This window comes from Aliidongia dinghuensis (genome assembly GCF_014643535.1).
GTDB classification, from domain to species: Bacteria; Pseudomonadota; Alphaproteobacteria; order ATCC43930; family CGMCC-115725; genus Aliidongia; species Aliidongia dinghuensis.
The window spans coordinates 149,975-162,786 of the sequence record NZ_BMJQ01000017.1 but is presented as its reverse complement, the minus strand read 5'-3'; the positions used below and the strand labels follow the sequence as shown (position 1 = coordinate 162,786).

Genomic DNA, 12,812 nt, shown 5'->3' with positions numbered 1-12,812 from the left:
CAACCAACATCCCCCGACCACCCGCTCGCATCCAGGAGCGGGCAGCTTGCCAACAGCAGCCTCAAGGGGGTCAATTTTGGACACCGATCACCCCTCAGCAGGGGTCAATTTTCCACGCCGAATAACAACGGAAATTTCGTACCGCCTCGGCCGGCGAATCAAAGTGCTGCGCGAATCGGCCGGTTTGACGCAAACGGAGCTGGCTAGTCGGCTCGGCAAAGGTACGAGTTCGATTTCGCAGATCGAGAGAGGCTTGGTCCTCCCGTCCATCTCGACCGTGGAGGCAATAGCCAACGCGGTCGGATGCGGCATCGATCAGGTTTTCAGTCCGGAAATACGGGCGGCGGCAGGCGCCGCTGCTGCGGAAGACGCGGTGATTCCACGCGTCCATCTCCTGTCTTCCAAGGATCGGAAGCTCGTCCGTGCGATGGTCGATCGGCTGCTCGACGGCGATGGATAGCCGCTCTTGGGGGCCGGCAACGCCACCCTCTGATCACGAGGACTCTTCGTAGCTTGAGCGAGAGGCGGGCGGTGATGCCTGGCGCGCGGTTCCTGTCCCCAAATGGCGGGAAGCTCGTTCAGACTATGCTCACCCGAATGAGCGCAAGCGGCTGGAGGGACGATCCATAGATCAGGCGCGCGATTCAGCCCCCGATAGCCGATCTTCGCCACCGAATGTGCTCCTGAGCATCTTGCTAGGATCTAGATGGTCCTAACACTTTGTCTTATATCGCTCTTTCCCACCCTAAACAGACATTAAAGCCGTCTCGCGAGAATGACCCGCTCGGGTGTACCCATTCGAGACAAGCGCCAAAGTTAGTGGCGACGAATCGATACTTGGATCTGAAGGGGGAATATATAACACGGTGCGAACCGCCGCGTATGAAGTGTTCTATAAATATGGCTTAATAAATTCATGGTATTTTCTCGAAAAACGTTGAGAGAATACCCATGACTGAGAAGGGAGCCGTAGACGAATGCGCAAGATATCTCAAGTGGCAGATCGAAAATTCCCTCGAATTTCGTCTAGAACAAATCGAATTCGCCATGGAGGTCGGAGCTGTTTGGGTTCTTGCTCGCCATCTGGCGGCAGATTGTGTACGTTCTGATCGAATTGTTGAAAACAAATCTGCTCAAGAAGCTATTGAGCGAGCGAGGGTATGGTACGACGAAGCACAAGAGTACGAACGCATCCACGGGGTGCGGTCGAAATTAGATCGATCTCATCCATTTGTCGGCATGATCCAGCGATGGCGAGCGCGATCTAATAAGCCGCTGCTGTAGTGTTATCGCTTTGCACTTAAATTCAAGGTCCCATTCCTGGGATGTCTTCTTCGCTGTAATCCTCGTCCTCAGTCGTGGGGTCGTTATAGGACGTCAGAACTGCCTGTCGGGCCAGAGCTTCAGCCAGCGTCGGAAAAACCTCTTTTCGATCTTCCTCGTTGGGAACCCAACTGCTCCAGCCGCTCTTCGTGCCGAGCCTCGCACACCATGACAATTCATCAGGCAGAAGCTGGATCACATGGACCGTGGAATCTCCATCAGGAACGTGCTCTTTAACCTCCCCACGAGTATTGAATACAATATCTAGAGTTGCGAGCCACTTCTTCCATTGAGCTTCGTTTCGCACAGCGCGTTCGGCCTGCTCAACAGCTCTTGCTGCGTCCTTGTAGGAACGGAAAGCTCGATGGATAAGGCCACGGGGCCCCCAGGCAAACCAGCACGGCTTGCCGTGTACGAGGATGCCGCCGACCCCAAGGTTGCCGTGGAATCGTATGAAGCGGAGCCTATCGGGCTCCAGCGTGTCGTCAATTTCCATGTGGGCGTCGTAGCGCATTCGCAGTGATCGATCTAGCGCTGGTGTTGAAGGCCAGTCCCGCTGAAACCTCGCGCCGCAACCGTCACGTATCCCGTCATGCACGCCGACATGCTCATTCTGACCACATATATGGTGGCGCTCAAAGCCGTTGACACCATATACAGTGAACAGACTCGACATTTAAGGGAAAATTGTAGATGATACACGCCAGTGCGAGTGCACTGGTGGCAACTTACGAGGGCACTATGACCACTGGGAAAAAGCCTGCTTCGGACGCTGGGAAGATCCTCAGCAATCCGAAATCGACTGCCAAAGAAAAGGAAGTCGCTGCTTCTGACCTTGCTCAGGCGAAGCATAAGCCCAAGGGGAAGTAAGCCTACCTAGTGCCCTGGCTTCAAATGAGGCCAGGGCACATCTGTCCGTCCGCCGCTCGACATAGGTGAAAGCCCTCAGATCGCGATCACAGCGGCGGGTTGTCGAACCTGAACCTGAACTAAGGACCAAGCCTTTGCTGCGCTCATCGCGAGACTGGACGTCGATTCGAGAATGGATGAATGCAGCGACCGCCATCGGTACTCTATTAATCGGCGTAGTTTCTTTGTGGGCGACAACGCAGATATCCGGCCTCGAAGATTATTTCCGATCGGAAATTGTTCGGCGCAACAATGAACTCAGCGATATTGCAGAGCAATCCCGTCGCCTTAAATCATTAGCTGATGACAGAGAGAAACGACTTGCAGATTTGCAAAATATTACAGAGCAGATAACGGTCGCTAATCTCTCCACACAAAGCAAACTCCTTTCGACCCAAAAGGAACTTGCGCAGCTTGAATATGAAATTCTTAATGCAAAGGAGAAAATCGCCTCTTCGGAGGAGCGTCTAACCTCTCTCGCCGCGCAATCGCGAGAACAAATTAGCCTTATCGACAGTTTTCGGCGCCAGAGGTTTTATAGTATTTTGTCGCGGAGAATCGTATTCGACAGCATAACCTCCGAAGTGAATAATACCGGTATCGATGGAGAAGGTGTCTATAAGACGCTCACAACTATGCCGCCAAGTGACATGGATCCGGAACTCGCGTCATACTTGCCAGAATTTCGAGCGAATGCACAAAGCACCTGCCAGTGGATCCGCACCTACAGACGGACCCCGCCCCAGAAGCAAACTTATCCTGATGCGCCGAAGATGCCAGGGGAAAAGGTTGAGAACGGCAACTCCAAGATGTCTCAGCAGGAATATAACGATTGGACTGCCGCTCGCGACGAATGGAACAAGCGTTACGATGCGATCGTCAAATCTAATACGGATGCCAATAATACTTTCCAAAAAGATCGCGAATACCTAATGGAAGCGGCTTTAAATTGCGCGTGTCGCGCTCTAGCTACTGCGGCCCATCCTGTAAGTGCCATTTGCCCTGCCGATGAGAAGCAACCCAAACCTCCTTCGCCATAACCCAAGCGGCGCTCGCTTGAATTGCGTTTCGAAGAGGACAGGTTTCTGGCGAAAATATTTTCTGAAAATCGGGTTCTTTCCAGTTAGCTGGAATCGAGTATCGGGGGGCTCGTGCCGCCCCCCAGAACCCCGGGGTTGCGTTTACAATCATTTCGGCGCGAACGCGCCAAAACGCTTGAAAACGCCTTTTTGTTGACATATTTTTAATGTACGGTTCTCTAACATAATGAGATCAAACAATTCTTTTCGTTCTTTACATACCTAGGTGCACAGAACCGTTCTAGGGGGCATTTCCCCGATTTTCGGCGCGACGGCCAGGATCCTGGATCCTGGCCGTTTTCGTTTGTGCCCCCCCTGTCGCGGCTCGGCGATGAGCCGCGAGCCGTGTTACGACCGGTTCCGGTTGTAGACGTCGAAGCAGACGGCGGCCAAGAGCACCAGGCCCTTGATCACCTGCTGCCAGTCGATGCCGACGCCGACGATCGACATGCCGTTGTTCATGATGCCCATGACGAAGGCGCCGATGACGGCACCGCTCACCCGGCCGACGCCGCCCGAGGCCGACGCGCCGCCGATGAAGCAGGCGGCGATGACGTCGAGCTCGAACGACAGGCCCGCCTTGGGCGTCGCCGTGTTGAGCCGGGCGGCGAAGATGAGGCCGGCCAAGGCCGACAGCACGCCCATGTTGACGAATGTCAGGAACGTCAGGCGCTCGGTATCGATGCCCGACAGTTTCGCCGCCTTCTCGTTGCCGCCCAGCGCATAGATGCGCCGGCCGATCGTCGTCTTGAGCGTCATGAAGCTATAGCCGGCGATGAGCACGATCATGATCGCCAGCACGTTCGGCAGGCCCTTGTAGGAGGCGAGCAGGTATCCGAGGCCCAGGACGACGAGGGCTGCGATCGCGGTCTTGAGGCCGAAGAACAGCGGCGAATCCTGGGTGAGGCCGTTCTCCTGGCGGCGCGCCCGGTTGCGCAGGCCGAATCCCACCATGGCCGCGACCAGCAGCAGGGTGAGCGCCAGGCATGTGACGTTGAGCGCACTGCCGGCCATGAGGTCCGGCAGGAAGCCGGAGCTCAGCCGCTGGAAATCGACCGGAAACGGCCCGATCGACTGGCCGCCCAGCACGACCAGGCACAGGCCGCGGAACACCAGCATGCCGGCGAGCGTCACGATGAAGGACGGTATCTTGAAATAGGCGATCCAATAGCCTTGTGCCGCGCCGATGAGCGCGCCCACGAGCAGGCTCAGGATCGTCGTCGAGACGAAATCCAGATGGAACTGCACCATCATCATCGCGGCGAGCGCGCCGATGAAGCCCGAGACCGAGCCGACCGACAGGTCGATGTGCCCGGACACGATGACGAGCAGCATGCCCAGCGCCATGATGACGATGTAGCTGTTCTGCAGCACCAGGTTGGTGAGGTTGAGCGGCATCAGGAGCGCGCCGTTCGTCATCTTCTCGAAGAAGATCACGATGATGGCGAGCGACAGCAGCATGCCGTACTCGCGCAGATGACCGCGCACCGAGCCCCGTACCGGCGGACGTGGCGGGCGGGCTTCCTTGGCGGCGGGTGCGGTAATCTTCAAACTCATGACGCCATCTCCTCGACCCGATCGGCTCCCTTCACGTCAGCTCCCTTGACGATCGCTCTCATGATCCGTTCCTGCGACGCCTCGGCGGCTGGCATTTCGGCGACCAGCCGGCCCTCGTTCATGACATAGATCCGGTCGCACACGCCCAGGAGCTCCGGCATCTCCGACGAGATCATCAGGACGCCTTTGCCCTCGTCGGCGAGGCGATTGATGATCGTGTAGATCTCGTACTTGGCGCCGACGTCGATGCCGCGGGTCGGCTCGTCCAGGATGAGGAGCTGCGGGTCGGCATAGAGCCACTTGCTGAGCACGACCTTCTGCTGGTTGCCGCCCGAGAGATTGACCGTCGCCTGCAGGATGTCCGAACTGCGGATTTTGAGCTGGCGCCGATAGTCGTTGGCGATAGCCGCCTCGCGCCCGTCGTCGATCACGAGATGGCGCGCCACGCCCGCGAGATTGGCGAGCGAGATGTTGTGCATGATGCTGTTGTCGAGCACGAGGCCGTAGTGCTTGCGGTCCTCGGTCGCATAGGCGATGCCGGCCGCGATCGCCTTCGGAATGGTCGAGAGATCGACCTCGCGGCCGTCGAGGAAGGCCTTGCCCGTGATGTGCCGGCCGTAGGACCGGCCGAACACGCTCATGGCGAATTCCGTCCGGCCGGCGCCCATGAGGCCGGCCAGGCCCACGACCTCGCCGCGCCGGACATTGAGGTCGATGTGCTTGATCACCTGCCGCCCGGCATGGCGATGGTGATAGACGCTCCAGTCCTTGACCTCGAACAGCACGTCGCCGATCGCGGGTTCGCGCTTCGGATAGCGGTCGTCGAGCGCGCGCCCGACCATGTGGCGGATGATCTGGTCCTCGCTCAAGGGCTCGGCGCGGCAGTCGAAGCTCGCGACCGTGGCGCCGTCGCGCAGCACGGTGATGGCGTCCGCGACCTTGGCGATCTCGTTGAGCTTGTGTGAGATCAGGATCGAGGTAATGCCCTCGGCCTTGAACGAGACCAGAAGGTCCAGGAGCAGGTTGCTGTCGGTCTCGTTGAGGCTCGCCGTCGGCTCGTCGAGGATCAGCAGCTTCACCTCCTTCGAGAGCGCCTTCGCGATCTCGACCAGCTGCTGCTTGCCGACGCCTAAGTGCGTGACGAGCGTCTCGGGCGGTTCGTGCAAGCCCACGGTATCGAGCAGTGCCCGGGTCTTGCGCATGACCGTCATCCAGTCGATGACGCCGCGGCGCGCCTGCTCATTGCCGAGGAACACGTTCTCGGCGATCGAGAGCTGCGGCACCAGCGCCAGCTCCTGGTGGATGATGATGATGCCGGCGCGCTCGCTGTCGGCGATGGTGCGGAACTGCCGCTCCTCGCCCTGAAAGACGATCTGCCCCTCGAAGCTGCCGTGCGGATAGACGCCGCTCAGCACCTTCATGAGCGTCGATTTGCCGGCGCCGTTCTCGCCGACGATGGCGTGGATCTCGCCGCGCCGCACCGTCAGGTTGACGTTATCGAGCGCGTTCACGCCCGGAAACGTCTTGGTGATGCCGCGCATTTCGAGGATCGCGTCCATGCTTCCTCCCCGGTGCCGAGGGCGGCGCTTGGCCGCCCTCGGGTTCCCGTCAGTCGAACTCAGTGACCAGCCGATCTCAGTGGATCTGGCTTTCCTTGTAGTAGCCGCCGTCGACCAGCACCTGCTTCCAGTTGGTCTTGTCGACCACGACCGGCTTCAGGAGATAGGCCGGCACGACCTTGACACCGTTCTCATAGGTCTTGGTGTCGTTGACCGGTACGGACTGATTCTTTTCCATCGCCTCGACCATGTCGACCGTCACCTTGGCCAGCTGGCGCGTGTCCTTGTAGATGGTCGAATATTGCTCGCCGGCCAGGATCGACTTGACCGACGGGACCTCGGCATCCTGGCCAGAGACGAACGGCATCGGTTGGCTCGCGCTGCCGTAGCCGACACCCTTAAGCGACGAGAGGATGCCGATGCTGAGCCCGTCATAGGGCGAGAGCACGGCGTCGACCCGCTTGTTGCCGTAATAGGCGCTGAGCAAATTGTCCATGCGCGACTGCGCCACGGCGCCGTCCCAGCGCAGCGTCGAGACCTTGTCCATGCCCATCTGGCCGCTCTGGACCACGAGCTTGCCGGACTTGATGTAGGGGTCGAGCACCGACATGGCGCCGTTGTAGAAGAAATACGCGTTGTTGTCGTCCGGCGAGCCGCCGAACAGCTCGATGTTGAACGGGCCCTTGCCGTTTTTCAGCCCGAGCGCCGCCTCGATCGACTGCGCCTGCAGCACGCCGACCTGGAAATTGTCGAAGGTCGCGTAATAGTCGACGTTCGGCGATTTGCGGATCAAGCGGTCATAGGCGATGATTTTGATGCCCTTGTCATGGGCCTGCTGCAGCGCGTCGGACAGCGTCGTGCCGTCGATCGCGGCGATGACCAGGACCTTGTCGCCCTTGGTGATCATGTTCTCGATCTGCGACAGCTGGTTCGGGATGTCATCCTCGGCATATTGCAGGTCGGTCTTGTAGCCCTTGGCCTCGAACTGCTTGACCATGTTGTTGCCGTCGTCGATCCAGCGGGCCGACGACTTTGTCGGCATGGCGATGCCGATCGTCACTTTCTCCTGGGCCTGGGCGCCGGCCGAAAGCGCCAGAGCGCCGAGCGCCGCGGCGGCGAGCAGGTATTTGGCCTTCATCATCTTTCCTCCCGTCTTCCGGTTGCGGCGGTCGATGCCCGCCAGCGGTTCGCGTTGGTCGCGGTCTATTTATGATCGGCATATATGCAAAAATCGACGGAGTCGATTCTGAAAAACGTACGCGCTGAGCTTTTCGACCGCGGCAGCTCGCAGCGTGATCGCCAAACGCCTTATGTCGCGAAACGCGCGCCTGTGCCGCCCCCTTGATGTAAATATTTGTAAATGAACGGCTTCCGCAAACAACTCATACATATTGTCACGACTGGGCCGCGGCCTCAATCCTTACGGCGGGGCGACGGCAAGGCGGGCGCAATTAATGTTAATAGGTTGACAAAAATAGCTTACGCCAACCAACCGTCTGCATCGCATGCCGATTGCAGCCGTCGTGCAGCGATTGGGGTGCAATCTGGTCAAATCCTGATGATCGATTCACGTTGCTGCGGCAGGATGCGACGGTTCGATCCGGGAGCCAGATCGCCGTGGCGTCGTCGCCGTTTCTCGTCCCTCGCTCAACTGTCGGCCGCGATATCGTCGTCATTTTGCTGACGACGGTCGCGGGCTTCGTCGCCTCGATTTATTTTGAGCCGTTCGAGCGGGTCGCCGCCTTCGATGCGGCGCGGCCGGAATGGCATCTCGACGATATTGTGACCGCGCTCGTCTTCACCAGCTTCGGCCTCCTCTGGCTGGCGATACGCCACACGCACGAGACACTGCGGCAGCAGGCGGAAGTGCTCGAGCGGCCGTCGTCTGCTGGCGCTGGTCAACGACATGCTGGACCTTTCCCAGATCCAGGCCGGCCAGATGGCACCACGCCGCGAAGCGCTCGACCTTGCCGAGCTTGCCCGCAGCTGCCGCGGGCTGGTCTCGACCCAGGCGACAAAGCGCGGCGTCGAGATCGTCGTCGAGGTTCCGGACGCGCTGCCGGTCCTGGCCGACAAGGCCATGGTCATGCGCGTGCTCTTGAACCTGCTGCTGAATGCGGTCGAGTTCAGCGCTGAGGGCGGCCGGGTCGCCGTGCGCGTGGCCGCAGAGGCCAGCGCCACGCCGTGGGTGATGTTGACCGTCGCCGACGGCGGCATCGGCATGACGCCTGAGCAGGTCGAGATCGCGCTGAGCCCGTTCCGTCAGATCGACGGCGGGCTGACCCGCCGCCGCGAAGGCGCCGGGCTGGGCCTGCCGATTGCCAAAAGCCTTGTCGAGTTGCACGGCGGCACGCTCGCCGTCGACAGCGTGCTGGGTCGGGGGACGACGGTGCGCGTCCGGTTGCCGGTGCTGGTCGTCGAGCCGACGGGAGCCTGATTCGGCAGGTCGGATCGGCCGGTCAGATCGCCGGGTCAGATCGCCGGCGCGATGCGGCCGCGGCATTCGCCGAAGCCGATCGACACGAAGCCGTCGCGCACGCCGTGGGCGCGGAAGATCACCTCGTCGCCGTCCTCGAGAAAGCGCCGGGTTTCGCCCGCGGGCAGGGCGAGCGGCTTGCGGCCGCCTTCGGTGATCTCGAGCAGGCTGCCGAAGCTGTCGGTCGTGGTGCCGGAGATCGTGCCCGAGCCGAACAGGTCGCCGGGCGCCAGGTTGCAGCCGCCGGACGCGTGATGGGCGACCATCTGCGCCGGCGTCCAATAAAGCTCGCGCGTGTTGCTGCCGCCGATGCGGACCGGCCGCCGGCCGGCGACCCGGTCGGTCGCGGTCTCAAGCAGCACGTCGAGCCTGATGTCGAGCGCGCCCGCCTGCTGGTCCGCCTCGCTCCAGAGATAGTCCATCGGTCGCGGATCACCTTCGGGCCGGGCCGGCTGGGCGCTGCGGAACGGTGCCAGCGCCTCGGCCGTCACCAGCCAGGGCGAGATGCTCGTGTGGAAGTTCTTGGCGAGGAAGGGCCCGAGCGGCTGGTATTCCCAGCCCTGGATGTCGCGCGCCGACCAGTCGTTCAACAGGCAATAGCCGACGATATGCTCGGCCGCTTGCGCGATCGGGATGGGCTGGCTGAGCGCATTGCCCGGGCCGATCCAGATGCCGAGCTCCAATTCATAGTCGAGGTTTCGCGATGGGCCGAAGCTGGGGAATTCCTCGCTCGCAGGCTTGCGTTGGCCATTCGGCCGGACGACGTCGCCGCCCGATACGCGGACCGACGAGGCGCGGCCGTGATAGCCGATCGGCACGTATTTGTAGTTCGGCATCAGCGGGTTGTCGGGCCGGAACAGGCGGCCGACGTTGGTCGCATGGTTGATGCCGGCATAGAAATCCGTGTAGTCGCCGATCCGCGCCGGCAGATGCAGCGTGCAGTCCGCCGCCTGGTGCAGCAGGATGGTCGCGTAGCCCTCGACCTTGGCCCGCTCGGCGCCGTGCTCGGCCAAGAGCTCGGACAGGCGCAAGCGGAGCGCCCGGCGTGCCGCGGCACCGACCGCCATCAGCGGGTTGAGCGTGGCGCCGGACGCAGCCTCGGCCGCCTCGCGCGCCGGCCCCTCGAACAGGCCGAGGCTGACCGCCTCCCGAAGATCCAGGATCTCGTCGCCGATCGCGACACCGCCGCGTGGGCTGCCGCCGTGCGGCTGGAAGATGCCGAACGGCAGATTCTGGATCGGGAAGTCGGCATGGCCGTTGGCGCTGGTGACCCAGCTCGTGAGGGTCCGGTCGTGGGTCTGGTCGAGGGCGCTCATGGCGGGATCGTCACTTCCGGAAATTGTTGCCGAGACCGTCCCAGCAGGCGTCGTAGTCCGGCTGCAGCTCGGGTGCGGCCAAGGCCCAGTCGGTCGGCCGGATGACCCAGCGGGTCTCGAACATGAAAGCGAGCGTATTGTCGATCTTGTGCGGCTGCAATGCCGCTTCGACCGCTTTCGCATAGCTCGCGAGATCCGGCCCGTGGCCCGACATGCAATTATGCAGGCTCATGCCGCCCGGCGCGAAGCCGCCGGCCTTGGCGTCGTAGGCGCCGTGGACCAGGCCCATGAACTCGTTCATCACGTTGCGGTGGAACCAGGGCGGGCGGAACGTGTGCTCGGCCACCATCCAGCGCGGCGGGAAGATGACGAAATCCGCGTTGGCCGTGCCCGGCTGCTCGCTCGGCGATGTTAATACTGTAAAGATCGATGGGTCGGGATGGTCGAAGCTGACCGTGTTGATCGTGTTGAAGTGGGCGAGGTCGTACTTGTAGGGTGCGTAGTTGCCGTGCCAGGCGACGACGTCGAGCGGCGAATGGTCGAGCGTGGTGGCCCACAGGTTGCCCTGGAACTTCTGCACGACCTCGACCGGCCGGTCGACCCCCTCGAACCAGGCCGCGGGGGTCAGGAAGTCGCGGGCGTTGGCGAGCCCGTTGGCGCCGATCGGTCCGAGCTCCGGCAGGCGGAAGAGTGCGCCATGGTTCTCGCAGACATAGCCGCGCGCGGTGCCGTCTGGCAGCTCGGCGCGAAAGCGCACGCCGCGCGGGATGACCGCGATCTCGCCCGGCGCCACGTCGAGCCGGCCGAGCTCGGTCGCGAGCGCCAGCCGACCCTGCTGCGGCACCAGCAGAAGCTCGCCGTCGGCGTCGTAGAACACCCGGTCCGCCATCGAGCGGTTGGCGCGATAGACATGGATCGAGACGCCGCTGCCGGTCGCGGCGTCGCCGTTGCCGGCGACCGTCGCGAGCCCGTCGACGAAATCGGTCGGGTCCTGGGGCAATGCCAGCGGGTCCCAGCGCAGCCGGTTCGGCGAGGCCTCGGCGGCGAAACCACTCGCGATCAGGCCGTTGTCGCGGCGGCGATACGGCTTGTGGCTCGCGGTCGGGCGGATGCGATAGAGCCAGGAGCGCCGGTTCTCGTCGCGCGGCGCCGTGAAGGCGGTGCCGCTCAGCTGCTCGGCATAGAGGCCGAGCGGCACCTTCTGCGGCGAATTCTGCGCGGCGGGCAGGGTGCCTGCGACCGCTTCCGTCGCGAAGCTGTTGCCGAAGCCGGAGAGATAGGCGCCGGCGCCATCGGACGAGGTCATCGCTTCCACCCTTCGATTATGGTTTCATCTGAAACTATATAGGCCGTTCAAAACGCTCCGTCTACCGGTCACTGGAGCGGGCAGCCGCCTTCGGCGGCGGGCCGGAACGCGTCGGCCGCCGGGATGGTCGAAATGGCTTGATAATAGTCCCACGGCCGCTTGACTGCCTCGGGCGCCTTCACGCGATAGAGCGTCAGGTCGTAGAGCACGCGCCCGTCCGGCCGGATCGAGCCCGCGCGACCGAAGAAGTCGACCGGCAGCTGGCGCATTTCCTTGTTCACGGCCGCGGCCTCCACGGTGCCGGCGGCACGGGCTGCCTTCAGGTAATGGGTGACGGAAGCGTAGGTCGCGGCCTGCTGCTTCGTCGGCATGCGGCCCATCTCGTCGAAGAAGCGCTTGGCGAAGGCGCGCGCCGCGTCGTTCTGGTCCCAGTAGAAGCCTTCGGTGACGTAGAGGTTCTGCGCGACCTGCGGCGTCAACGCATGGACGTCGGTAATGAAGATCAGGAAGCCGGCGAGGCTCTGTCCGCCTTGCGGCAGGCCGAACTCGACCGCCTGCTTGATGGCGCTCACCGTGTCGCCGCCGGCATTGGCCAATCCCACGACCTTGGCCTTGGAGGATTGGGCCTGCAGCAGGAAGGATGAGAAATCGGACGTGCCGAGCGGATGGCGCACGGCGCCCGCCACCGTGCCGCCGGCGGCCGTGATCGCGGCGGTCGCATCCTTTTCCATGTCGGCGCCAAAGGCATAGTCGGCGGTCAGGAAGAACCAGCTCTTGCCACCGGCGGCGACCACTGCCTTGGCCGTGCCACGGGCGAGCGCATAGCTGTCGTCGGCCCATTGGGTCGAATAGGGCGAGCAGGCCTTGCCGGTAAGGGCCGAGCTGGCGGCGCCGGAGATCAGCAGGGTCTTGTGCTTCTCCCGCGCGATCTCCTGGGCTGCCAAGGCGACCGAGGAGACCGGCAGGTCGGTGACCGCGTCGACGCCCTCCTGGTCGAACCAGCGGCGCAGGATGGCGGAGCCGACGTCCGGCTTGTTCTGATGGTCGGCGTCGACGACGACGATCGGCTTGCCGTCGATCGTGCCGCCGAAATCCTTGACCGCCATCTGGGCTGCGAGAACCGAGCCCTTGCCGCCGATCGTGCTGAACTGTCCCGATTCGTCGGTCAGCACGCCGATCTTGATCTGGTCGCCGGAAAATCCGGCGGCGAGCGCCGGCACCACCCAGAGGGCCGCGCCGGCCGCCACCAAGGTCCTGAACCCACCCATCGTTTCCTCCCTCGTATCG

At 62.3% G+C, this 12,812-nt stretch carries 12 protein-coding genes; 4 read left to right on the top strand and 8 right to left on the bottom strand.

What is annotated here, in order from left to right; translation table 11 throughout:
* Together IEY58_RS27475 and IEY58_RS27470 are read left to right on the top strand one after the other, a co-directional pair.
* Positions 1-460: helix-turn-helix transcriptional regulator (locus IEY58_RS27475; RefSeq protein ID WP_229743981.1), on the top strand; the 460-nt coding region annotated here is incomplete at its 5' end.
* Between the two features lie 491 nt (positions 461-951).
* A complete protein-coding gene (locus tag IEY58_RS27470) occupies positions 952-1,284 on the top strand; it encodes a hypothetical protein (RefSeq protein WP_189051357.1) in 333 nt (110 codons plus the stop codon).
* 22 nt (positions 1,285-1,306) lie between these two features.
* Here IEY58_RS27470 and IEY58_RS27465 read toward each other — a convergent pair whose 3' ends face one another.
* A complete protein-coding gene (locus IEY58_RS27465) occupies positions 1,307-1,837 on the bottom strand; it encodes a hypothetical protein (RefSeq protein WP_189051356.1) in 531 nt (176 codons plus the stop codon).
* A 532-nt stretch (positions 1,838-2,369) separates the two neighbouring features.
* Between IEY58_RS27465 and IEY58_RS27460 the strand changes: the two genes are divergently transcribed.
* Positions 2,370-3,272, top strand: coding sequence for a hypothetical protein (locus tag IEY58_RS27460; protein ID WP_189051355.1), 903 nt, complete (start codon positions 2,370-2,372; stop codon positions 3,270-3,272).
* A gap of 387 nt (positions 3,273-3,659) precedes the next feature.
* Here IEY58_RS27460 and mmsB read toward each other — a convergent pair whose 3' ends face one another.
* The 4 genes from mmsB to IEY58_RS27440 form a co-directional block, all read right to left on the bottom strand.
* A complete protein-coding gene (mmsB, locus tag IEY58_RS27455; RefSeq protein WP_189051354.1) occupies positions 3,660-4,868 on the bottom strand; it encodes a multiple monosaccharide ABC transporter permease in 1,209 nt (402 codons plus the stop codon).
* Positions 4,865-6,427 carry a multiple monosaccharide ABC transporter ATP-binding protein gene (gene mmsA / locus IEY58_RS27450; protein ID WP_189051353.1) on the bottom strand — a complete coding sequence of 521 codons (1,563 nt, stop codon included), beginning with the start codon at positions 6,425-6,427 and terminating at the stop codon, positions 4,865-4,867. Before mmsA ends, mmsB begins: the two co-directional genes overlap by 4 nt.
* 76 nt (positions 6,428-6,503) lie before the next feature.
* Positions 6,504-7,568 carry a multiple monosaccharide ABC transporter substrate-binding protein gene (gene chvE / locus IEY58_RS27445; protein WP_189051352.1) on the bottom strand — a complete coding sequence of 355 codons (1,065 nt, stop codon included), beginning with the start codon at positions 7,566-7,568 and terminating at the stop codon, positions 6,504-6,506.
* A 506-nt stretch (positions 7,569-8,074) separates the two neighbouring features.
* Positions 8,075-8,335 carry a hypothetical protein gene (locus tag IEY58_RS27440; RefSeq protein ID WP_189051351.1) on the bottom strand — a complete coding sequence of 87 codons (261 nt, stop codon included), beginning with the start codon at positions 8,333-8,335 and terminating at the stop codon, positions 8,075-8,077.
* On the opposite strand from IEY58_RS27440, the gene IEY58_RS27435 reads away from it, so the two are divergent.
* Entirely contained in the window at positions 8,334-8,864 is a 531-nt protein-coding gene (locus tag IEY58_RS27435) for a sensor histidine kinase (protein WP_189051350.1), read from the top strand. The genes IEY58_RS27440 and IEY58_RS27435 overlap by 2 nt on opposite strands.
* 35 nt (positions 8,865-8,899) lie before the next feature.
* Here the strand turns inward: IEY58_RS27435 and fahA are convergent, their stop codons facing one another.
* The 3 genes from fahA to IEY58_RS27420 all read right to left on the bottom strand — a co-directional run bounded on the left by fahA (position 8,900) and on the right by IEY58_RS27420 (position 12,793).
* Positions 8,900-10,219 (bottom strand): fumarylacetoacetase, encoded by a 1,320-nt coding sequence (gene fahA, locus IEY58_RS27430; protein ID WP_189051349.1) that lies wholly within the window; start codon positions 10,217-10,219, stop codon positions 8,900-8,902.
* 10 nt (positions 10,220-10,229) lie between these two features.
* Positions 10,230-11,525, bottom strand: coding sequence for a homogentisate 1,2-dioxygenase (gene hmgA, locus IEY58_RS27425; RefSeq protein ID WP_189051348.1), 1,296 nt, complete (start codon positions 11,523-11,525; stop codon positions 10,230-10,232).
* Between the two features lie 68 nt (positions 11,526-11,593).
* Positions 11,594-12,793, bottom strand: coding sequence for an ABC transporter substrate-binding protein (locus IEY58_RS27420; RefSeq protein WP_189051347.1), 1,200 nt, complete (start codon positions 12,791-12,793; stop codon positions 11,594-11,596).
* Positions 12,794-12,812 lie beyond the last annotated feature (19 nt).